The following is a 23,055-nucleotide window of genomic DNA, read 5'->3' as shown; positions in this document are numbered from 1 at the left end:
CAATAGGCTTTGGGCTTTACCATTGCTAAGAATTAAGATTGTCCTTTGGTACAAATCTCCCTATTTTAGCCTCGCCATTTCAGGCTCCAAAAACGGTAATTCATGCATCAGGAAAAAATCGCCGAAGTAATCCAAGAAGTAAAAAAGGTAGTCGTGGGTCAGGACAAGATGGTCAATCGCCTGCTAATCGGACTATTCACCAACGGACACATCCTTCTCGAAGGGGTGCCCGGTTTGGCAAAAACCCTCACCGTCAACACCCTCGCCAAGGTTCTACACCTGGACTTCAACCGGATCCAGTTTACTCCGGATTTGCTGCCTTCCGATCTAATTGGTACCATGATCTACAACCAGCAGACTTCGAGTTTTGAGGTGAAGAAGGGGCCGATCTTTTCCAACGTCATCCTTGCGGATGAAGTGAACCGCTCCCCTGCCAAGGTGCAGTCCGCTTTGCTGGAAGCTATGCAAGAAAAGCAGGTGACCATTGGGGAGACGACTTTTTCCCTTGACAGGCCTTTTTTGGTGCTGGCTACCCAAAACCCAGTCGACCAAGAAGGAACCTATCCTCTACCTGAGGCTCAAGTGGATAGATTCATGATGAAAGTCCACATCGACTATCCTACCAAAGCCGACGAAATGGAAGTCATGCGACGGATGTCGAACATGCAATATTCCTCAGAAGTGAGACCTATCCTTTCCAAGCAGGATATTTTTGATATTCGAAACCAGATCAACGCGGTAAACATAGCAGAACCTCTGGAGCACTACATCATCGAATTGGTGTTTGCGACCAGATTCCCCCAACAATATGGATTGAGGGATGAAGCCAAGTATATCATGTTTGGCGTGTCACCGCGGGCAAGTATCAACCTAAACCTGGCAGCCAAAGCCGTGGCCTTCATGGATGGGCGCGACTATGTGCTTCCAGAAGACATCAAGGAAATAGCCGAAGACGTGCTGAATCACCGGATTTTGCTCAACTATGAGGCTGAGGCAGACAATGTAAGCACGAGAAGCCTGGTGAAGACTCTTCTTGAAAAAGTGCCAATTAACAAGTCCGTAACATTGAAATAACATTAGATCAAGCTTTCAAAGGCTTTCCACAGGGAAAGCCTTTTTTTTTGTTTTCACTGTTAATCCAATATTAAATTCTGTCTGGATTTTTAAAAAAACCATAAACAGCAAAATTCTCTTGCCGGGAAAATTGAAAGCAGTTTTGCATCGGAAAAACGCAAAACCATAATTCAATTTATACCAAATGAAAAAGTACAACTACCTGTTAACCCTAATCACAGCTTCCCTTCTGGGACTTTCCAGCTGTATTGAAGGAAACGACAAACCCGATACCGATGGTGACAACGGCTCAAGTGTCGAGATCACTTCCAACATCACCACCAACACCACTTGGGAAACTGGTAAAGTTTACGTGCTAGGCGGTAGGATTGCCGTGACTTCAGGAGTAACACTCACCATTCAGCCAGGCGTAATTGTAAAAGGCCAAGCTGGATCTGGTGCCAACGCCACGGCCTTGGTCATCGCAAGAGGAGCGAAAATCATGGCAGAGGGAACTGCCTCCCAGCCTATTATCTTCACCTCCATAGCTGACGAAATCGAACCCGGCCAGGTGGCTTCTCCCAACCTGGATCCTACCTTGGAAGGACTTTGGGGTGGCCTGCTGGTATTGGGAAGAGCTAAAGGCTCTTTCGCCGGTGACATTATGGAAACCCAAATCGAAGGCATCCCAGCCTCTGACATCAACGGTCTCTATGGCGGAAACGACGACGCTGACAACTCGGGCGTATTGAAATATATCTCCATCCGTCACGGTGGCGCCAATATCGGTGAGGGCAACGAAATCAACGGCCTTACTCTTGGTGGCGTGGGATCCGGTACCGTGATCGAAAATATAGAAGTAGTCGCCAACCAAGACGACGGAATCGAGTGGTTTGGCGGAACAGTTTCCGTAAAAAATGCACTGATCTGGAATTCCGGTGACGATGCGGTAGATACCGATCAATCTTGGGCTGGTACCCTTGACAATTTCATCGTGATCTGCGGCACCAATACTGACCATGCCTTGGAAATCGATGGACCAGAAGGAGCCTACAACGCCGCACATACCGTGACCAACGGATCTATCAAAGGTCATCCCAACTCCGAATTCGCCGACTTCAGAGCGGGAGCAAGAGGTACTTTCTCAAACCTTTACTTCTTCAACTTCCCAGCTCCCTCCGCCAACAACAATGCTGGCAAAGGAGACCTTTCGCTCAGCGGGGACAATACCATCGCAAACTTTGCCGAAGGAATCCTGACCTTCTCCAAGCTAGAAGCTACTCTGGCTGAAGGTGTCACCCTAGATCAGGCATTCAGAAACGGCACTTCTGCCCACGCTAGCTCTGTGGCTGCACAAGCCAATACCGTAGGTGCTGACAAATCTGCCTTTGCCAATTGGACTTGGGCTGCCGCTGCCAACGCATTGTCCGACTTCAAATAAAAAAACTGGATATCCTGAAAAGAAGGTCTTGCAAGGATCCTTCTTTTCAGGATTCCTTCTTGCTGATAATATTTCTATTGCTGTATGAAAAACAAAGCATCTAAATCCCTGATGAAAACCTCAGTAGCGATTGTACTCTTAGTGCTATTCCAGCTGCTTACAGGATTCGCCTTTGCCCAGAATGGGACCATTCGTGGCGCAGTCTATGAAGAATCGACCGGAGAGCCATTATTTGGAGTTTCTGTTTTGATAAAAGAATTATCCACAGGAGCCGTCACTGACTTTGATGGCAAGTTTGAAATCCAGGTAGCGCCTGGTACCTACACGATTCAGGTTTCCTACATTTCCTACACGACCTTCGAGCTTACCTCCGTTGAGGTTAGTAGCGGAGAGGTCAACGTACTTCAGGACATCCTGATGAAAGAAGAGGCTTCCGAATTGGAGACCGTGACTGTGCAAGCTGCGGCGATCCGTACCACTGAGTCTGCCCTGATGTCTGTAAAAAGAGGCGCCCCCAATCTTTTGGACGGAGTCTCTGCGAGTACTTTCCGCCAGATCGGCGACGGCGACGCTGCTTCAGCAGTGAAGCGAGTGACTGGTGTCTCCATCGAAGGAGGCAAATACGTCTACGTACGTGGTCTGGGTGACCGCTACACCAAGACCGTCCTAAACGGCATGGACGTGCCGGGCTTGGATCCTGACCGTAATACAATACAGATGGATATCTTCCCGACCAATGTGATAGACAATATCATCGTTTCCAAGTCATTTACATCTGACCTTCCCGCTGATTTCACCGGAGGAGTGGTCGATATCGAGACCAAGGATTTTCCGGAGGAAAAAACCATGAAGTTGGGCATCTCTGTAGGAGTGAATCCTTCGATGCACTTCAACAAAAATTACATTACCTACGAAGGAGGAAAGACCGATTGGTTGGGATTTGATGACGGAACCCGCGCAATTCCAACTGGCGGAAGAACTGACATTCCGCTATACGGCCAAGTCGTGGGAAATCCAAACAGCCCAGCAGGCCTTGAATACCAACAAATACTGGGTGACTTCAACAAAACCCTGGGAGGCACTCGTCAATCAAGCTTGATGGATTTTGGACTTTCTTTTTCTCTTGGAAATCAAATCGCAAGACCAAAAGTAACCTGGGGTTATAATGCCGCAGTGACCTATAAGAACGAAACGGAATACTACCAGGGTGCGGAGTTTAACCTTTACGGTAAGCCCATCGGCGAGACAGAGACAGAGCTGGAGCCCTTGGAGAGACAGCGTGGCGACTACGGGGTGAACAATGTACTACTTGGAGGAATGGCGGGAATTGCCTTGAAAACCAATGCATCCAAGTACAAGCTCAACTTCCTACATCTTCAAAACGGTGAATCCAAAGCGGGTATTTTCGACTTCGTCAACACCAATTTGGGTGCAAACTTTGAGGCCAAGCAATACAACCTTGAGTACAGCCAGAGAGCGCTGACTAGTATCCTATTGTCGGGAACGCACTTCTTCAATGGTAGGGATTGGGAATTGAGCTGGAAGATCGCTCCGACTCTTTCCACCATTGACGATCCGGACATCAGGTTTACCCGCTTCAGACAGCCCACCAACAATGTCTCCACGGAAGTTGGTCTTCCCGCACGAATCTGGAGATCGCTTCAGGAGGAAAACCTGAACGGTAAAGGCGATATCACCAGAAACCTGTCCCTTTGGAACAGGGATGCCAAGCTTAAATTCGGCGGAAGCTACTCTTTCAAACACCGACTTTTCAACATCCAAAGCTTTCAGTTCCCAACAGGCGACACTGAGCTTACTGGCGATCCCAACCAGATCTTGGACGAGGAAAACCTCTTCTCTGCCGACAACAGAAACGGTGTACGCTACAATCCGGACTTTATCCCTACCAATCCCAACGAATACGAAGCCTATGCGACGACTATGGGAGGGTACGCCTCTATGGAGTTGAATCCGGCGGAAAAGCTTAAGGCAGTCGTGGGGCTTAGAGTGGAGCAGTTTAACCAGTATTATACTGGTACTAACCAAACCGGTGATATCGTGTTTGACCTGGTCGAGATGCTGGATGATTTGGATTTCTTTCCTACGGTAAACTTGATCTATAATCTGAAGGAAAACCAAAACTTGAGGCTTTCCGCTACCAGGACTACCGCTAGGCCTTCCTTCAAGGAGCTCTCCTATGCCGAGATTCTTGATCCAATTTCAGGACGTACCTTCATCGGTGGTCTCTATCAGGAAACTACCAATGGTGGCAGCGAAGTACTTTGGGATGGCAACTTGACTTCCACCCGTATCAACAACTTTGACTTGAGATGGGAGCTATTCCAGCAGCGTGGCGAGATGTTTTCCGTGAGCGCTTTCTACAAGACCTTTGACAGACCGATCGAGATGGTGCAGTTCCTGGCAGATCCGGGCACATTCCAGCCAAGAAACGTGGGCAACGGCTCAGTAGCGGGTTTGGAGTTTGAATTCAGAAAATCCCTCAAATTCATCACGCCGTCTCTGGAGAATTTTGCCTGGAATACCAACGTCACCATAACCGAGTCGCAGATCAAGATGTCTGAGTCTGAATTGAGATCCCGAACAAACTCCGCAAAAGAAGGAGAAGTAATCGATGACACCCGTCAGATGGCCGGTCAAGCGCCATTCATCATCAACACCGGTTTGTCTTTCAATAACTTCGCCACAGGTTTGGAAGCAGGTTTGTTCTATAACGTGCAGGGTCCGACTCTGACTTACGTTGGCTTCGGCAATCGTACCGATACCTTCTCAGTGCCTTTCCACTCGCTAAATTTCAACCTGAACAAATCGTTTGGCGCAGATGAGAGAATCCAGGCCGGATTGGGTGTGCAGAATATTCTCAACCAAAAGCGCGAGACTGTGTTCAAGGCCTACGAAGCACAAGATCAGATCTTTACCAGCCTTGCACCTGGGACTAAAATCAACTTCAACGTCGCGTTTTCATTCTAAACTACCACTACCTACCATAAAGCAAGAGGCTGCCCATAAAGCAGCCTCTTTGCCATTTACCGAAATCGTGTAGCGATCTAAGCTGAACTCTTCCCCTAGCGGCTCAAAGAGTCAATGAGGTCTATCAGGTTAGTTTTCGGATGATTTCGACCGAAGAGGGGAATTTGGCCAGTAGCTCTTCCCTCTCGAAAAGCTCGAAATCCCTGAAATCAAAGCCCGGCGCGACCACGCAGGAAACCAGCGAAAAACTCTCGGGATGGTCGACCGTGCTGCCAAATATGCTGTGCGCTTTTACCAGATGCTGAGGTAAAGTGCCCTGTTGATCTGCCGGCCCAAGTTTGAGAATTTGGTGTCCCTTTTCTCCCAGCAAGTGGACGGAAAGCGGTGATCCTTCATGCCAAAACCAAAGTTCATCGCTTTGTATTCTGTGGAAATGGGAAACATCCGCCGAACGAAGTAAGAAGAAAATCGATGTGCACAGGCTTCTCTCACCAGCATCAGTAGCTGCTTTTTCCCTGGATCGGTAGACTTCTGAATAGAAGCCTCCTTCTGGATGAGCCTTTAGGCCCAGTTTTTCGATTAACTCATCAACACGATCGGAATTCATGAATAGGTTTTGATGAGTGTGTCCACGATACGATCGGCTGTTTTTCCATCCCAAAATGGGATTCCCTGGTAGTGTTTCCACTCGCCTTTCATGATTTTGTCAAGATAGGGTTTGAGTTTTTTTGGATCGGTACCGACAAGCTCGTTTGTCCCGAGAAGGGTAGTTTCAGGCCTTTCGGTATTATCGCGAAGCGTGATGCAGGGGACATCCATTACGGAGGTTTCCTCAGTCACTCCTCCGGAGTCGGTGATGACGCCCTTGGCATTTTTTACCAAGTAGTTAAATTCCAGGTAGCCCAAAGGTTCACATAGCAGGAGGTTCGCGGCATTTATGCCCAAGTTTTGGAGGTTTTTGGCCGTACGGGGATGCACGGGGAAGACTATGGACAGGCCGCCGATTCCCTCCAGTATGGCATCGATCATAGCTTTGAGTGAATGCTCCTGATCGACGTTTGCCGGGCGATGCATGGTCATCACAAAGTAGTTTCCGGGCCTCAAGTGATTGAACATTTCGCCTTGAGGCTTTCTGAAATTGGGGAGCTGGGCCATCAACGTGTCGATCATGGTGTTACCCACAAAGTGGATTCTTTCCTCAGGTACTCCCGCTTTTCGCAGATTAACGTTTGCGATCTCGGAGGTGGTGAAGAAATGGTCGGTGATGCTGTCGGTGACCATGCGGTTGATCTCCTCGGGCATGGACAGGTCTCCCGATCTGATGCCTCCTTCCACGTGAGCGACGTCGATTTGAAGTTTTTTTGCGGCAATGGAGCAGGCCAATGTACTGGTGACATCGCCCACGACAATGACCAGATTTGGCCGGTTTTCCATCAATTCCTTTTCAAAAGCGACCATAATGGCGGCAGTTTGCTCAGCTTGGGTTCCTCCCCCGCCGCCTAGATTTGCATCGGGCTCTGGGATGCTGAGCTGCTCAAAGAAGTCCCCTGACATCTTTTTGTCATAGTGCTGCCCGGTGTGTACCAAGCGGTATCCTACTTCAATTCCCGCTTTTTTTTGTCGTTGAAAAGCGTGGATGATGGGGGCGATTTTCATGAAATTGGGTCTTGCACCTGCGACTATGGTGAACTTGGGCATGAGCGATTCGTATGGTTTGTACAAAAATAGGCAATCCAACCGGTGTCCGGGGACCCGTTCCTAACTTTCATGCCTCGTGTTTGGTTAGATTTTTGTTTCTTTGCCCGTGTTTTTTGAATAAAAGTGAATAAATGAGAAAAATTAGTTTGGGGGTTTGGCTGCTTTTGGGTTTGGCTTTTCTAATTACCTCCTGCCTGCCTACAGTGGAAACAGAACAGATAGCTTATTCCAACGATTTTTCAGATTTGGATCTGGCTGGCTTCGAGAATGCCAAGCTTTATATCTACAATAACGACACCGTCGTAGGGATTTATCACAACGATGAGGTGGCAGTCAACATCGGGGACCTGCCAGCTCACAACTACCTGAAAATAACTTTGGATATCTTCGTCCACGACAGCTGGGATGGCAATTCGGACGATGGCATTGGCGGACCCGACGCTTGGTATATGGGATACGATGGCATTGAAGTCTTCAGGACTACCTTCTCCAATACTCCCTGCGTGTCTACCTACTGCCTTTATCAGTCTTATCCCAATGATTATTTCCGGCAAAACGTACCCAAGTCCGGCGCCGTTCAGACCGATTTGCCAGGACTATGCATTTTTGGGCCAGAGGCTCCAAACTATACCACTAGATACAGCATATCCAAGTTGATTGAGCATTCCAACCCCAATGTGAAATTGTACATGGGTGGAGATCTCACTGCGGTCAATTCGCCTAGTCCAATTTGTGACGAATCTTGGTCCCTGGCTAAGGTCGAAGTTGTAGCTATCCAAACCAATTAAGGAATGAGAACAAAGTTGAGATTTTTGAAAGTCACCTTAGTTTGTTTGTTGTTAGGGATCAAGCCCCTTGCATTTTCTCAAACCATTCCGGTAGGTACCCCGGTCTTGGATGACTACCTCCGGAGACTGCAGCTCTTAGGGCAGGTAGACTCCGCTTCTTCCTGGATGATCCGGCCGATATTTCCCACCGAGGCTTTTGGTATTGAAAATGGGTTTGATCTGGACAGCTCCGTAGTTGACTTGGACATTTCTACCCTTCACAGCAGAATCGGGACCAAGGGTAAATTTTTGATGATGCCAGGGGTGTACAAAATGCAGTATAACTCTACCTATGCCTCCGCGGCTAATGAGGGGGCCTTTATCCCCAACAGAGGTGTGCAGCAGATTTTTAGCCCAGGCGTCTATGTTGAATATGGCAAATTTAGCCTGCAGTTTCAGCCGGAGGTTCTTTTGGCACAAAACAGGGATTACCAAGGTTTCCCCATTGAGCATCAGTCTTCAATCTTGTTTTACTATGAGTACATGAACCGGATCGACATGCCAGAACGATTCGGGGATGGCATATACAACCGAGCTTATCCTGGACAGTCAAGTTTGAGGTTTAACCTAAAGGAATATTCAGTAGGTATTTCCACCGAGAACCTTTGGTGGGGTCCCGGAAGAAGAAATTCCCTGCTGTTGGGAAACAATGCCCCAGGCTTTCTCCATTTCACGCTAAATACCCGCAAACCCGTTAGTACTCCCATCGGATCGTTTGAAGGCCAGGTGATTTCCGGTTTTCTAAAATCGACCAAGTTTTTGCCGCCTTGGCCTGATTACGTCTTCCAGCAAAATCTCGTGTACATCCCGAAAAGGGAAAATGGGAATCGGTATTTAGGCGGTGTGGTGCTGACCTATCAGCCGAAATGGGTTCCAGGCCTGTTTTTGGGCTATGGGTCGGTCAATCACATGTACCGAGAGGATGTGTCGACCTTTGGGGATCTGATGCCGATATTCAATGGCAGAAAAGGGCCTTCTAATGTTTTTGACCCAGTGCGGGACAAGCGGCAGCAGTTTAGCTCTGGATTTTTTAGATGGCTAGCACCGGCCGGTCGCTTCGAGTTCTACGGCGAATACGGAACTCGCGGAAACAGCCGCAAGTTTGAGGAGTTTATCACCACTCCGGAGCAGGGCAGAGCCTTCACTTTTGGATTTGCCCATTTAATGAAGTTAAAGAAGCCGGGGAGGTTTCTGGAGCTGAGTTCCGAAATGACCCAGTCTGGGCAGCCGATACGCGAGGAGATCCGACAGCTGCGTACCTGGTATATTCACGACCATGTGCGGCATGGCTATACCCACAAAGGAGAGACACTCGGTATTGGTAATGGACCAGCAGCAAACCAGCTTTTTGTTGGTCTTGCTTGGGTGGAAGGCCTTAAGAAGATTGGACTTCAGTTTGAACGAATCGAGTACAATGCGGACTATTATTACTTCCGATACGAAGCTTCCAAAGACCTCAGAAACAAGTATGTGGACCTTGTGTTTACCTTGGCACCAGAGTGGAAGTTTGGAGACTTTTTACTTGGTGGAAAACTGCAATACGTGAGTACTCTCAACTACAAATGGTATCTCGAAAATGATCCGACCGGGCAAACTTATTTTGTCAGTGGCTATGATCGCAAGAACTTCGTGGGGCAGATTGGGTTGACCTACCTGTTCCGCTGATATTACAACCAACCAACATGAAAGCAGAAAAAAACAAAGTCGTGGCAGTAGCCTATGTGCTGAAAGTAGACGACGGTGAAAATGGTCAGGAACTGTATGAGACAGTTACTGAAGATTCTCCTTTTTACTTCCTTTTTGGACATCAAAATGTCCTTCCGAAGTTTGAGGAGGCAATCGCCGGAAAAGAAGCTGGTGAGGTTTTCACGGTGGCGATTGACTTTGAAAACGCGTATGGCGACTATGACGACAACAAAAAAGCTATTATTCCAAAATCCAATTTTAAAGAAGACGGGAAGAAGAACAAGGATCTTTTGAAGGTTGGGAATGTGATCCCAATGCAGGATGACAAAGGAAATCAGATGCGTGGAGAAATAACCAAGGTGGACTATCGAGGCGTTCATATGGACTTCAATCCGCCTTTGGCCGGTTATGACTTGTTCTTTGAGGGAAAAATCGTGTCGATAAGAGAGGCTCAGCCGGTGGAGATTGAGCATGGGCATGTGCATGGACCGGACGGGCACCATCATCACTGAAAAGCTGGATTCCCACGCCAGGCATATCATGGCCCTTTTCAACTAGAATTGGGCCTTTTTTATGGTGTGAGACTCATCCGCCGATAAAAGAAGGGCTTCTGATTTTCAGAAGCCCTTTTTCACTTTTTCAGTTCGTGGCCAAAGGTTTTGTAAGCCAAGTCAACGCTTAGCTCACGGAGGCCCAAAATCCGATCCGAAGGGTACAGCAAATACGCTTTGGATAGCTGCTCAACTGCCTGGCCGAAGGCCTGGGCGTTGAAATGCACGATGGCATCATTGTAATATTGAAGTCCAGCCAACTGCGTCAGACTCACTTTTCTAAAGATGGAGTTGTCACTGTAGTCGATTTCTGGCCCAGCGAGACGCTGGCTAACTGCCTTTGCCGACACAAATTCAGCCGGCTTGTATGCGTCTAAATACTTTTCCACTTCAGAAGGTGCAGTGATCATTCCGCCTACTGGCAGCGTGCTTTCGAGTACTATTTCCTTACCGTCCATGTTGACGACTATAAATACGTGGTAGTCAGTCTCCACGATATCATAGGAATACCCGTATCGTTCCAACAGCATTCCCAAGGCAGCTGAACCGCTCACGCAATCGAACCTTCCCTCAGAGAGCATAGAGTTGAAAGTCGAGTGTTGCTCGTACTTTTTGAAAAGGCGCTGACTGGATTTTTGGAAGATGTGCCGGAGGAAATTGACATCAGTGGAGTTCTTGGCTGCTTTCGAGTCGAGTTCATTGACCAGACTGGCCCAAGCATCTTCCGAGCCTGATTTTTCCGCCTGAACTGCTCGAAAAAGCGAAAAAGGACTCTCTTTTTCTGATTGCCAAATGGCCTTTTCCATTTCGGAATCGAAACTCAGCGTTTCATACTCCACTAAATTCGTCTGTGACATGGTCGCAGAAACCAGCCCAGTAAGAATCACGAGTATGAACAGCACCTTTTTCATGCGGTGTGAAGCCAATGTTAATCGATTAATCCAAAGTTAACAATTTGGTAACATTGGAAAAATTTCAATCAAAAACTTAACATTGGAGTCCAGCAGGCGGTGTCAGTATTCAGTCATAGTTAGCAATCTGCCCTCTACCTACTGTGACTGATCACTGCCTACTGATGATGGTAGGGCTCATTGCGGAGGATCGTCATGGCCCGGTAGAGCTGCTCGATAAAAAAAGGCCGGATCATCTGATGCGAAAACGTCATCTTGGAGATGGAGATTTTACCGTTTGCACGGCTGTAGACTTCATCTGAAAAACCATATGGCCCGCCAATCACGAAGATCAATTGTTTCAGGCCTGAGTTCATCTTTTTCTGAAGGTACTCCGAAAAGTCCACAGAGGAGTAGCTTTTTCCCCGCTCATCCAGCAGGATCAAGTCATCGGAAGGGATGATGTTTTTTAGAATCAATTCCCCTTCTTTTTCCTTTTGGAGGACTTCGGAAAGTGACTTCGTGTGTTTCAGGTCAGGGATGATTTCGAGCTCAAACCTGATGTAAAAATTCAGACGCTTGCTGTACTCATCTACCAGCGCAATGATGGCTTTGTGGTCTGTCTTTCCGATCGCGATCAGTTTGATAGTCATGCGCAAATCTAGGAAAAGCCCACCATACCTTTTCCCTTTCCAATCTCGGGGATAAAACTTACTTTCCTTCAGAGAACCTTCATAGCCCCCTACTTATGAAAAAAACGCTTATTGCATTTGGACTTTTTTGTGCGACAAACTTTGGATTTGCCCAGACATCCAACCCCTATTTTGTGCTTGATCCCACCTTGACACCCGATGCCAAGGAGATCGTTTTCAGCTATGAGGGAGACCTTTGGAGAGTCCCGGTCTCAGGCGGGGCAGCCTTACGGCTAACAGCCATGGAGGGCATTGAATCCAGACCTGCAGTATCCCCAGATGGAAAATGGCTGGCCTTTACAGCCGAGCAATACGGAAACAAGGACGTTTTTTTGATGCCTTTGGCGGGAGGAGACATTCGTCAGCTGACCTTTCATGACGGTGTGGACGAGGTGGAGTCATGGGGCTGGGAAAGCGACAAAATCTACTTCACTTCCAATCGTTACAATTCCTTTGCTGCCTACGAGGTAGATCTAAACGGAGCGACTCCCAAGCGCCTTTTCCAACACTACTTCAATACCGTGCATGGGGCAGTCGTGCAGCCGAAGACCGGCGAAATCTATTTTAACGAGACCTGGGAAAGCAAAAACTTTGCACACCGCAAGCGCTACAAAGGGGAGTATAATCCGGATATCCAGTCCTATAGTCCCGAAACCAAGAAGTTTACCCAGTACACCGATTATGAGGGAAAGGACTTTGGGGCAACTATAGACCAAAATGGAAACGTCTATTTCCAGTCAGACGAGGCCAACGGAGAATATAACCTGTATACTTTTAAAAATGGGGCAAAAACAAAATTGACCGACTTCACCAGTTCCATCATGTGGCCCAAGGTGAGTGCAAATGGAGAGAAGATCGTGTTTCGCAAGGATTATCAAGTGTACGTGTACGACGTAGCCACCGGACAAACCTCACAGCCCAGCATCGCCATCTTTCAAAACCAAACCTTGGAGCGCGACATTAGTCGAAACGTCTCTAATAACATCAGCCATTTCGATGTCTCTCCAGACGGAACCAAGATGGCTTTTGTGAGTAGGGGGGTACTGTTTATCTCTGATGTCAAGGGGAAGTTTATCCAGCAGATTCCGACAGATCCAAAGGAAGCGGTGGAGGAAGTGAAGTGGCTGGCAGACAATAAGACATTGATCTATTCCCGCACGGTGAAGGGCTATCACAATTGGTTTACCATCTCTGCCCAGAATCCCGGCGAGGAAAAGCAACTTACCAACGACTTATTCAAAAACCGCCAGCTAACTTTGAATAAAGACAGGACGCTTGGCGTCTATGTAGGCGGCAGAAACCTGATCCGGGAGATTGATTTGAACACGCTTGAGAGCAAGACTTTGGTTGAGGACGAACTTTGGGGACTGTATACACCAAGTCCATATTTGTCTCCAGATGGGGAATATGTGGTTTTTAGCCCCATCCGAAATTTCGAGCGCGAAGTCATCGTCTACCATCGACCCACTCAGAAAATCCTCAATCTCACGGAAACCCTCGTGACGGAGAATTCTCCCTATTGGTCTCCCGATGGCAAATACATTTATTTTTCGTCGGACCGCACCCACGTCAGCTACCCCTACGGCACCACGAGCGCCCATATCTACCGGATGAAGCTGGACAAGTTTGCGGAGCTTTTTGAGTCGGATAAAGTGGCCGAACTGTTCAAAGAAGAGCCCAAGGAAGACAAAGACAAGAAAGACTCCCCGGCTGAAAAGCCGGCTGTAAAAGTCAAAATCACTCCAGGCGACTTGATGGATAGATTGGAACTCGTTGGGCCGTCATTTGGTGAGCAGGACAATCCCTTCGTCTTGCAAAAGGATGGCAAGACTTGGGTATTTTATACTTCCAACCACGATCAGGGTAATCCCAAGCTATGGAAGACAACGTTTGAGGAATTTGAAAAACCCAAAACTGAAAAAGTGAGCGACGACCGAATCGGGGGCTTTGACTTGGTGCAGGCCAAAGACAAAGTGTATTTGTTGGCAGGCGGAAAAGTCCACACCTTGGACCCAGCCGCGAACAAAACCGAGGAGATCAAGTTTTCCCAGACTTTCAACAAAAAACTTAGGGATGAGTTTGAGCAGATGTACTTCGAAGCATGGGTTGGGATGGAGCAAAACTTCTACGATGGGGACTTCCATGGCGAAAACTGGCAGGAGCTGCGGGATCGATATGCGCAGTTTCTACCCTATGTCCACAATCGCGAGCACCTCCGTACGATTTTCAACGATATGCTTGGTGAGCTGAATACCTCTCACTTTGGCTTCAGTTCATTCGGGGAGGAAGAACAGGGATACTTTGGTACCCGCTCCATGAATGCAGGGATTGTCTTCGAGGAAGAAAACCCCTTCGTGGTCAACCGAATACTGAAACACAGTCCGGCCGATCTGGAGCCTATGCCCGTACGCCCCGGCGACAAACTAGTGGCAGTGAACGGTGTGCGAATCGAGTCAGGCAAGAATCGGGAAGCTTACTTTGCCGCACCTAGCATGGCAGAGGAGCTGGTTTTGACCTTTGACAGAAGCGGAACCGAAGTCAGCTTCAAGGCTCATCCGGCTTCCACCGGTCAGATGAAGGCTTGGCTTTATGACGAATGGATGGACAGCAACGAAGCCTATGTGGACGAAAAGTCAGAAGATCGGATTTCCTACGTACATATGAAAAATATGGGTGGAGGAGAGCTCCAGCATTTCCTCGAATACATGGTGTCCAACAAGGCCGACCGTGAAGGTCTTATCCTCGATCTGCGCTACAATACCGGGGGAAATGTCCACGACCAGGTGTTGCAGTTTCTCAGCCAGCGAAGCTATCTCCAGTGGAAATACCGGGACGGGAAGCTGACCAAGCAGCCCAACTTTGCTCCTTCGGACAAACCCATCGTCCTGCTAATCAACGAGCAATCCCTTTCTGATGCGGAAATGACCGCGCATGGCTTTAAGCATCTCGGGTTGGGGACAATAATTGGAACAGAGACCTACCGCTGGATTATTTTCACCTCGGGACAAGGATTGGTGGATGGATCTTTCTACCGACTTCCAGCTTGGGGCTGCTACACCTTGGATGGGCGAAATCTGGAGAAAGACGGAGTCGAGCCGGACTTCCGCATGGATGAGGGCTTTGTGGATCGCCTGGAAGGCCATCAAAAACAATTGGACAAGGCAATCGAGGTGATCTTGGAAAAGTTGAAGTAGGAGTGTGCTCGACCAAAATACGATGTTTGTAAAGGAGCGAGTCGTTGAACTGCCCAAAAAATCTCTAGTAAACGTCCCCGAAAAAGCTCAAAGTCGGTTGAAAACAAAAGCCACCTCAATTTTTTGGGGTGGCTTTCAAATTTCTAGTCCTAAAAAACTTACTTGATCAACTCCTTGCGCTTCAGGATTGTCTCCATGAATTTCTTTTCGTTTTCGGTATTGAAGATGCGGAATGGTAGGTGGATAAACTGCGCTTTGGACATGTACAGTACAAAAGCGTCTTTGGTGAGCTCCACGCGCTTGATCATGTTCCACTGGACCGGCATGCCTTCACGGGCGTTGAGCTTCATCAGGATCTGGCGGCTGTCAATCTCATAGGCCATTTTTTGGAAAATAGCCTTGTTTTGCTCCATCTGTGTGATTCCTGTAAACTGGATCGTCCAAAAGAGCACATATAGGCCATAGGCGATCAAAGCTCCGACGATCCACCAAATGGAAGCGATCCAAAAGTATCCGCAGCAGATCGCCAAAGCAATCAGGATGACCCACCACTGTTCCTTGAGGATGGATTTTAGACCCATTTTAATATAGGTGCCCGTCTCGAGCTGGTATTTTTTGGTTTTGATAATCATCGGTGACTAATTAGAGAGCGCAAATATCCGCCTATCGGATTGATTAAGCAAGCCGAATAAAATCATAAATCCTGCAATGGGATGAAAACAAATGGATTATTCCATTGATTTAGAAGGCGCATTCGATTATCTTATCTGAAAATTTTTGGCCATGAACAGTCTCGTGATCGATCTATTTATGTGCGGAGTGGCGTATGTCATCTTGATTTATTTTGTGGCCACCATGACAAAAAATTCTCTCCGGAGGGGCAACAGCAACAATGACGATGGGGATGGGGGGATAGAGAACCTCACGCCTCCCAAGATCGATTTGCCTCCAGGGGTGATTTGGCCATCAGATGCACCCAAAAAATCAAAATCTCCCGAACCGGTGGAATTTTAGCGGCATTTTTCGCAGATCCCCTGTACCAACAAACTCATTTCCTTCTTTACAAATCTTGGAGGAAGCTTGATCTGGGGTAAGGTGATGTCCTCCAAACACGTGGTCTCGCCGCAGTTTTCGCACTTGAAATGGACGTGTTCATGGCTGTGGTCATGAACTGCTTCTCCATGGGAACACAGTGCGTATTTAGTCGCGCCACTGTCGTCCAATACTTTGTGAATTAGGTCTTTGTCCAGAAAGGTCTTGAGCGTGCGGTAGATCGTCACCCGATCAAACTGCTGATTGAGCGTTTCTTCCAAATCCGAATGGGACAAAGCGATATTCTTGTCCAAAAACTCCTGGATGATATCCAGCCGACAATCGGTGATCCTTAGCTTGTGGGACTGTAATATGGCCGTTGGGTTTATCATGTGCTTTGTTTGACGGTCAAATTAACTCAAAAAATCAAGTGAAAAAAAATGGCGCCGAATTCGGCGCCATTTGGTGTTTATTTTCCGGATTCCTCCGCTAGGATTTTGTCGATCCTTGCCAGTGCATCTTCCAGATGTAGCTTGGACATTCGATCAGAAGTGCGGCCTATCGCTGCTTTGATCTGAGTCTGAAGGGTCTTCAATTCCCCTCTCGCCATAGGCCGTATATCCGACTGGGAGGCGTTGATCTGCGGTCCGACATACTGCCGGAATTGTGCAGGCACCGGGCTTGGGCTCTCGGTGAGCAGTTCTTCCAGCTTTTCGATGTGCGCGCGCTGCAGCGCTCTACGGTGTACGTCGATGGTTTTGCCAGAGGACAGCTCAGTCCAGATGCCTTTGCGTATGTCGTCGAAAAGCTCGGTGATCTTATAGGCATCAGCGCCGTTGAGCGCTTCGTTTTCGATCACTCTGCCCAAGCGACCCCATTCGAGGAGGCCATTGAGAGAATTTGCCTGAATACTTCGGATACGCTCAAGCGCACCGAAGTCGCCGATCCTGGAAATGATCTCGTCATCCATCATCCAGCTAGGAGTGGCGAAAAGTTGCTTGTTCAGAAAGTCCACTGCGGATTTCTGCATCTCCTTGGAAGTATGGATATAGACAGGGGCGTCTTCGCCTGCCGATTTGTAGATCTCTTCTACGCCTCCGACATTGGTTCTGACATGGCCCATGTAGCGGTTAAACTGCGTGATCACTTGGCCATACATCTCTTCCAAATCAGAGTAGTCCTTGAAGGGCTTGTTTTCCTCAGTGGTCCACTCACGCAGATTAGGCATGATTCGCTTCAGGTTTTGGATACCGTATTCGGAGGCCTTTACTGCGTTGTCACCCAAGTCTTCGGACTGGGCAGTAGGATCATAGCTGTTTCCTTGGCGGCCATAGCGATAGACGGGATCACCTTTTTTGTCCAATATCCACTGGTTCAAGATGGCTTGCTCGTCTTCTGGAGTTTTCGCGTCAGGAATAGGACGGTAGCCCCACATCACCGCGTATTTGTCATAGGGGCCGACATTTGGCATCAAGCTCACTCCTTCGTCCTCAGGTTGTGCGATGTAGTTGAAGCGGGCATAGTCCATGATGGATGGTGCGGTGCCAAATTCCTTCGTGAATTCCGCGTCGCGGAGCTTTTCCACCGGATATGCTACGGATGAAGCGAAGTTGTGCGGTAGGCCGAGGGTATGACCCACTTCGTGCGAAGAGACAAAACGAATGAGTCTGCCCATGGTTTCTTCTGAAAAGTTTACGCCTCTAGCATCAGGATTGATGGCGGCAGTCTGGATAAAAAACCAGTTTCTTAGCAGGTTCATTACGTTGTGGTACCACCCGATATGGGACTCCAGGATCTCCCCAGACCTTGGATCAGATACGTGGGGTCCGTAGGCGTTTTGAATATCAGAGGCAAAATACCTAATCACAGAGAAACGCGCGTCCTCTGCGCTCCAAGTCGGATCTTCTTCCGGGCTTGGTGCTTCCTTGGCAAGGATGGCATTTTTGAAACCAGCCTCCTCAAAGGCTACCTGCCAGTCTTCCACGCCTGCGATCAGATAGGGAATCCACTGTTTTGGCGTGGCAGGGTCAATGTAGAAGACAATCGGCTTCACCGGCTCCACCAATTCGCCTCGCTTGAATTTTTCCATATCCTCAGGCTTGACCTCCAGTCTCCATCGGTCGAGGTAGCGGCGTGAAGCGGCCTTTTGCTGATCGGATCCGTAGTCGACATAGGATCTTGCAAACCAGCCCACTCGACGATCCGCGAGCCTCTGCTTCATCGGTACTTTGGGAAGCAGAATCATGGAGGCGTTCATCTCCAAAGTGATCAAGCCGGTCGAACTATTTGAGGGGGGCTCGGAAGCGGCATAGGTCAACACATAGCGCGACTCGATATTGATCGGGTAGGAATTGATATGCGCGATGTAGGTGCGGTCAGTGTCTAGACGGGTTACCTTGTATTGGGTTCTTCTATTTCGCTGTAGGCCAAGGGCAGGTGTGTCTTTGCTAAACAGGTCGGTCACGTCGATGACCGTACCCGTAGAGTCGGTAGCCCTGGACTTTACTGGGAACTTCTGAAGAATCGGTTCCAGGTTGGAGGCTTTTACCGCCATCGATATCGGGAGGGAATCAGCCGCATAGTTGTTGACCGAGACGACTTTCAGGAGAATATCGTCTCCGTTTTTGTCCCAGCGTACCATGAGGTTGTTGGTGTTTTCGCCCCCGTACCCGATTCCGTCTGCCGTTTTAGCCACACGGACGACCATCAGCATGTCTCTGCCAAAGAGTGAATCCGGGATTTCGTAGAAGTATTTGTCGTCGACCTGATGGACATCAAACAAGCCTTCCTTGGTCTTTGCCTTAGCAGTGATGACTTCTTTATAGGGCTTAGGGCCGTTGGTCGGTCCGCCGTTTTGCGGTCTGGCTGGAGCGGTAGGGGCGGGCTGCTCTTTGCCTTTTTTCTTTTTCTTTTGGGCGAATGAGTCCTCTGAAACAAGTAGAGCCCCCATCACACCCAAAACAAGAAGAGATCTCCTCAGTAATTTGGGTAGTGTTTTGTTCATTTTAACGTAAGTTGAAATTTGGAATTAAAATAACTTCCAAACCGTGGGATAAATGGACAGGCAAACTCGTTTTTTGATAAGCGGTTCCATCCTCAAACCAAAGGCTCTTGAAGGAAACAGAAAAGGAAATTATTGTCATCGGCGGCGGACTGGCTGGCCTGGTCTCCTCTATTCTTCTTTCAAGAAAGGGGAAGAGGGTCCTGTTGATCGAGAAGAAAGCATATCCGTTTCACCGCGTGTGCGGGGAATACATCTCCAACGAGGTGCTTGATTTTTTGAAAAGGGAGCAGCTTTATCCTGACTTTTTGGAAATACCCACGATCTCCAATTTCGAGTTTAGTGATACCAAGGGAAAGTCCGTAAGTATTCCCCTCGACTTGGGGGGAATTGGCATCAGCAGATATATGCTGGACGATTGGCTCTACCAAAAGGCAAAGGCAGCCGGAGTGGAAGTAAAGACCAAAATTCAGGTGTTCGATGCGGTGTTTGAGGAGCGGACAGAAAAGTTCGCTCTGACCCTTTCCGACCACTCCATTGTTGAAGCCGGGTTTGTGATCGGTGCTTTTGGCAAACGAAGCAAATTGGATAAGACGCTGGATCGTCCTTTTATACAAAAAGTGAGCCCGTATATCGGTGTCAAATACCACATCTACGCCGATTTTCCTCGAGACACCGTCGCTCTTCACAATTTTTCCGGCGGTTATTGTGGGCTCAATGCGATAGAGGATGGAAAGGTAAATCTTTGCTATCTCGGCAATAGGGATCAGCTGCGTATGCACGGTTCGATAGAAGAAATGGAGCGACAGATTCTATGGAAAAATCCGATTTTGAAAAGGGTTTTTCAGGAAAGCGAATTTCTCCTGGAAAAACCGGAAGTGATCAATGAGATCAATTTCGAGCCAAAAATGCCAGTAGAGCAGCACATCTTGATGGCGGGAGATGCGGCAGGATTGATCACACCGCTTTGCGGCAACGGGATGGCCATGGCGATCCATTCTGGAAAGATGGCTGCGGATGCGATTCTTCTGGGAAAAAGCAGAGTAGAAGTTGAAAGCATTTACTCTAAATCTTGGAATGCCGCTTTTCGCAGGCGACTTTGGGTCGGCAGACACCTTCAGCGACTGTTTGGGGCAAGGGGAGTTTCAGTGTTTGCAGGGAAGCTCATCCGGAATAGTCCTTTTTTTGCGCAGCAAATAATCAAAAACACGCACGGCAAACCCTTTTGATCACTGGCTAAATAGCTGTAGGACCTGGGTATTTTCCAGAAAATAATAGATAAAGAAGGCGTTTAGAAGCAAGGATGAGATGCTGTTCATGCCCATCGCCCAAGAATAAGAAGCATATTTCTCCGGGTTGGAAATCACGAACCTGAACCACGTGAGAAAATACAGCATGACAGGCGCCATAGCACCGAGATAAACCCACAGAATGTCCGTCTGATTTCGATCCATATAATACCACGCAAAGGCAGCCCCCGTAAGCGCAAAAAGTAAAGCTGAAAACATAAACGTGCCTTTGATACCCAGTTTCAGACTTAAAGTATGATCGCCGCGTCTCGAGTCCTCGCCGTGCTGGTATACCTGAGTCAGGGGGTAATTTCCCCACAGCATCAGACTGGTCAAAAGTCCTGGAATAAAGACGTGGGGCTTTAACATAGTGTCCCAGCCCAGATTGCCCAACCCTACATAGCACATCGCAAATGTGAAATAGCCCTGAAAAAATCCGGCGATAAACCAACTCGCCCAGGGGTATTTTTTGATCCGAATGGAAGTGTGGGAATAAGCCATGCTTACCAAGGCATAGACCAAAAGCATGCTGGCAAAACTCCAGCTGATCATTGCCCCCAATCCTAGCGCTACAAACAAAAATCCAAAGGAAAGCCAATACAAGTCTGCGGTGACTTTGGGCGGATGCTTCAGTCCACCGATACTCTCTTCGTCCTTGTCAAAGTAGCTGTTGTATCCGTTGCTGCTCGGATATAGAAACAGGTGGAGCGCCAAAAAAACCAACAGCACTCGCTCACCGTCCAAGTCTGGAGTCAGGCCAAGGGCAAATAGAAATACCGGCATCAAAAACAAAGAGAAGGGGATGCGGAGGTGGCGTAGACTGGATCTGGTAATCATGTCTTGTTTGGTTGCCCCATAACCTTATCTGGTTTGGATGGTTAAGAAGTAGTTATCAATTTAGAAATTATCCTTTAACTTAAACTGATGAGTTCGACCATAGTTAGCATCGGCCTTTCGAATCCCGGAGCTCCGATACCACAATCCGAAATTGCCCGATTTATGCGGCTCGCTCATCAGCTGGATGAAGTGGAAGGTAGAAAGCTGGGATTTCTCTATCGGAAGACCGGTATTGAAACCAGGCACAGTGTACTGGAGGATTTTGACAAATTGAGGGTCGAGGATTTCTCTTTTTTTCCCAACAACCAAGCCTTAGAGCCCTTTCCGGGGACCAAGGCTAGGATGGAGGTTTTTCAGAAAGCTGCTCCGGATCTCGCTGCCAAGGCCGCTTTTTCCAGCCTGGAGCAGGCAGGGGTGCACACTAAGGCACTCACTCATCTGATTTTGGTATCCTGCACGGGAATGGTCGCTCCTGGAGTGGAGCTTCAGTTGATGGAAAGGCTGGGGTTGGATGATTCTGTAGAGCGGTATTGTGTGCATTTCATGGGCTGCTATGCGGCTTTTACCGGATTGAAACTTGCGGACAAAATCTTGAGGACTGAGCTCGATGCCAAAGTTTTGTTGGTCTCGGTGGAGCTGTGCACGCTTCATTTTCAGAAAGAATTTTCGGAAGACAACCAGCTTGCCAATTCCCTGTTTGGGGATGGCGCCGCCGCTGCTTTGGTAATGAATGCGAAAAAAGGCCTTAAAATCAAGTCCTACCTTAGTCAGGTGCTTCGGAATGGTGACCAGGATATGGCTTGGGGAATTGGGGATTTTGGGTTTGAGATGAAGCTGAGCAAATACATCCCTACCCTTCTGGATCAGGGAATTCGTCAACTCAGAAACGTCTTCGAGAGGAAATTTGCCCTGAGTAAAATCCCGAATTTCGCGATCCACCCTGGGGGAAAACAGATTTTGCAAAAAGTACAGGAGGCTTTTGAACTTGGACCAGAGGCAAATTTCCATGCTTCGGACGTGCTGCGGCAATTCGGGAACATGTCCTCCGCCTCCATCCTGTTTGTGTTGGATCGTATGATGAAAGATCCAAATGTCCAAGGGGAAATCCTTTCGATGGGTTTTGGTCCAGGGCTGACTTTGGAGACTTTACACCTCGTGAAGCAATGAGCATCTTTGAAAAACGGAGCGGGCAAAAGGAGCTCATGGACAACCTCGACTGCTCCGGAGAAGAGCTGGAGCAGACTCTGCGAGAGCTGAAGACGATCAATAGATGGCTGGGAGGAAACCACGTCACTACCAATGGATTGGCTAAACTGATGAAACTTCGCCCCCAGTCATCTTACCGGATTGCAGATATCGGCTGCGGCGGGGGAGATATGATTGGCATTATGGATAGATGGGCCAAATCACAGAATCTGAAAGTTAATTTTATCGGGATTGACGCCAACCCGAACATTATAGACTTGGCAAAAATCAGGTTGAAAGAAGTGACGAATGTTCGCTGGAAGGTGCAAAACGTATTCGATCCCGATTTTCCCAGGGAAAAAGTGGACATCATAACCTGTACCCTCTTTACCCATCACTTTACTGATCAGGAACTGGCCAGCCTGATTAGAGCCTTTCGGGCCAAAGCATCCATGGGCATCGTCATCAATGACCTTCACCGTCACTGGTTCGCTTTTCACAGTATTCGGCTTTTAACCCGTGTATTTAGCAAATCTGCCATGGTCCGGAATGATGCGTCGCTGTCGGTGCTAAGAAGTTTCACAAAAGAGGACTGGGAACGGATTTTTGAGATCTCTGGAATAGATTCTTTCGAAATCCGTTGGTTTTGGGCTTTTAGATGGCAAATTTTGATCGTATTCTAATTCAAACA

19 protein-coding genes are annotated in these 23,055 nt (G+C 48.2%); 11 read left to right on the top strand and 8 right to left on the bottom strand.

The window, feature by feature from the left end; genetic code table 11:
* Window positions 1-102: 102 nt before the first annotated feature.
* The 3 genes from J0A67_RS15000 (at window position 103) to J0A67_RS14990 (ending at window position 5,482) form a co-directional block, all read left to right on the top strand.
* Complete coding sequence (locus J0A67_RS15000; protein WP_206570179.1) at window positions 103-1,074, top strand: AAA family ATPase; 972 nt, start codon at window positions 103-105, stop codon at window positions 1,072-1,074.
* 184 nt (window positions 1,075-1,258) lie between these two features.
* Window positions 1,259-2,494, top strand: coding sequence for a beta-helix domain-containing protein (locus J0A67_RS14995; RefSeq protein WP_241265201.1), 1,236 nt, complete (start codon window positions 1,259-1,261; stop codon window positions 2,492-2,494).
* Window positions 2,495-2,605: 111 nt separating this feature from the next.
* Entirely contained in the window at window positions 2,606-5,482 is a 2,877-nt protein-coding gene (locus tag J0A67_RS14990; protein WP_206570178.1) for a TonB-dependent receptor, read from the top strand.
* A gap of 124 nt (window positions 5,483-5,606) precedes the next feature.
* Here the strand turns inward: J0A67_RS14990 and J0A67_RS14985 are convergent, their stop codons facing one another.
* Together J0A67_RS14985 and wecB are read right to left on the bottom strand one after the other, a co-directional pair.
* Window positions 5,607-6,089: a cupin domain-containing protein gene (locus tag J0A67_RS14985; RefSeq protein ID WP_206570177.1), complete on the bottom strand. Its 483-nt coding sequence runs from the start codon at window positions 6,087-6,089 to the stop codon at window positions 5,607-5,609.
* Entirely contained in the window at window positions 6,086-7,180 is a 1,095-nt protein-coding gene (wecB, locus tag J0A67_RS14980) for a non-hydrolyzing UDP-N-acetylglucosamine 2-epimerase (RefSeq protein ID WP_206570176.1), read from the bottom strand. The genes J0A67_RS14985 and wecB overlap by 4 nt, the downstream gene beginning before the upstream one ends.
* Window positions 7,181-7,311: 131 nt before the next feature.
* On the opposite strand from wecB, the gene J0A67_RS14975 reads away from it, so the two are divergent.
* From J0A67_RS14975 to J0A67_RS14965, 3 genes are read left to right on the top strand one after another with little or no spacing between them, the layout of a single operon-like run.
* On the top strand, window positions 7,312-7,968 hold the full coding sequence (locus J0A67_RS14975) for a hypothetical protein (protein WP_206570175.1): 657 nt from the start codon (window positions 7,312-7,314) through the stop codon (window positions 7,966-7,968).
* Between the two features lie 3 nt (window positions 7,969-7,971).
* Window positions 7,972-9,672 carry a capsule assembly Wzi family protein gene (locus J0A67_RS14970; protein WP_206570174.1) on the top strand — a complete coding sequence of 567 codons (1,701 nt, stop codon included), beginning with the start codon at window positions 7,972-7,974 and terminating at the stop codon, window positions 9,670-9,672.
* Between the two features lie 17 nt (window positions 9,673-9,689).
* Window positions 9,690-10,205 carry an FKBP-type peptidyl-prolyl cis-trans isomerase gene (locus J0A67_RS14965; protein WP_206570173.1) on the top strand — a complete coding sequence of 172 codons (516 nt, stop codon included), beginning with the start codon at window positions 9,690-9,692 and terminating at the stop codon, window positions 10,203-10,205.
* A 119-nt stretch (window positions 10,206-10,324) separates the two neighbouring features.
* On the opposite strand, the gene J0A67_RS14960 is transcribed toward J0A67_RS14965, so the two are convergent.
* Entirely contained in the window at window positions 10,325-11,155 is an 831-nt protein-coding gene (locus J0A67_RS14960; RefSeq protein WP_206570172.1) for a hypothetical protein, read from the bottom strand.
* A 158-nt stretch (window positions 11,156-11,313) separates the two neighbouring features.
* On the bottom strand, window positions 11,314-11,787 hold the full coding sequence (gene rlmH, locus J0A67_RS14955) for a 23S rRNA (pseudouridine(1915)-N(3))-methyltransferase RlmH (RefSeq protein WP_206570171.1): 474 nt from the start codon (window positions 11,785-11,787) through the stop codon (window positions 11,314-11,316).
* 95 nt (window positions 11,788-11,882) lie between these two features.
* Between rlmH and J0A67_RS14950 the strand changes: the two genes are divergently transcribed.
* Window positions 11,883-15,020, top strand: coding sequence for a S41 family peptidase (locus J0A67_RS14950; protein ID WP_206570170.1), 3,138 nt, complete (start codon window positions 11,883-11,885; stop codon window positions 15,018-15,020).
* Window positions 15,021-15,178: 158 nt separating this feature from the next.
* Here the strand turns inward: J0A67_RS14950 and J0A67_RS14945 are convergent, their stop codons facing one another.
* Window positions 15,179-15,652 carry a YcxB family protein gene (locus tag J0A67_RS14945; protein WP_206570169.1) on the bottom strand — a complete coding sequence of 158 codons (474 nt, stop codon included), beginning with the start codon at window positions 15,650-15,652 and terminating at the stop codon, window positions 15,179-15,181.
* Between the two features lie 151 nt (window positions 15,653-15,803).
* On the opposite strand from J0A67_RS14945, the gene J0A67_RS14940 reads away from it, so the two are divergent.
* Complete coding sequence (locus J0A67_RS14940; RefSeq protein WP_206570168.1) at window positions 15,804-16,034, top strand: hypothetical protein; 231 nt, start codon at window positions 15,804-15,806, stop codon at window positions 16,032-16,034.
* On the opposite strand, the gene J0A67_RS14935 is transcribed toward J0A67_RS14940, so the two are convergent.
* Both J0A67_RS14935 and J0A67_RS14930 read right to left on the bottom strand, forming a co-directional pair.
* On the bottom strand, window positions 16,031-16,444 hold the full coding sequence (locus J0A67_RS14935) for a Fur family transcriptional regulator (RefSeq protein ID WP_206570167.1): 414 nt from the start codon (window positions 16,442-16,444) through the stop codon (window positions 16,031-16,033). The genes J0A67_RS14940 and J0A67_RS14935 overlap by 4 nt on opposite strands.
* Before the next feature lie 77 nt (window positions 16,445-16,521).
* A complete protein-coding gene (locus J0A67_RS14930; protein WP_206570166.1) occupies window positions 16,522-19,056 on the bottom strand; it encodes a zinc-dependent metalloprotease in 2,535 nt (844 codons plus the stop codon).
* 107 nt (window positions 19,057-19,163) lie between these two features.
* Here J0A67_RS14930 and J0A67_RS14925 point away from each other — a divergent pair, with 107 nt between their 5' ends.
* Entirely contained in the window at window positions 19,164-20,282 is a 1,119-nt protein-coding gene (locus J0A67_RS14925) for an NAD(P)/FAD-dependent oxidoreductase (protein ID WP_206570165.1), read from the top strand.
* Here the strand turns inward: J0A67_RS14925 and J0A67_RS14920 are convergent, their stop codons facing one another.
* Window positions 20,283-21,179 (bottom strand): UbiA family prenyltransferase, encoded by an 897-nt coding sequence (locus J0A67_RS14920; RefSeq protein WP_206570164.1) that lies wholly within the window; start codon window positions 21,177-21,179, stop codon window positions 20,283-20,285.
* Window positions 21,180-21,266: 87 nt separating this feature from the next.
* Between J0A67_RS14920 and J0A67_RS14915 the strand changes: the two genes are divergently transcribed.
* Together J0A67_RS14915 and J0A67_RS14910 are read left to right on the top strand one after the other, a co-directional pair.
* Window positions 21,267-22,346: a type III polyketide synthase gene (locus J0A67_RS14915; RefSeq protein WP_206570163.1), complete on the top strand. Its 1,080-nt coding sequence runs from the start codon at window positions 21,267-21,269 to the stop codon at window positions 22,344-22,346.
* Window positions 22,343-23,047, top strand: coding sequence for a methyltransferase domain-containing protein (locus tag J0A67_RS14910; RefSeq protein ID WP_206570162.1), 705 nt, complete (start codon window positions 22,343-22,345; stop codon window positions 23,045-23,047). The genes J0A67_RS14915 and J0A67_RS14910 overlap by 4 nt, the downstream gene beginning before the upstream one ends.
* Window positions 23,048-23,055: the final 8 nt, after the last annotated feature.

Source organism: Algoriphagus aestuariicola (assembly GCF_017254835.1).
In the GTDB taxonomy this organism is placed as follows: domain Bacteria; phylum Bacteroidota; class Bacteroidia; order Cytophagales; family Cyclobacteriaceae; genus Algoriphagus; species Algoriphagus aestuariicola.
Note: the sequence above shows the minus strand (reverse complement) of the source record. Positions and strands in the feature narration are given on the sequence as shown.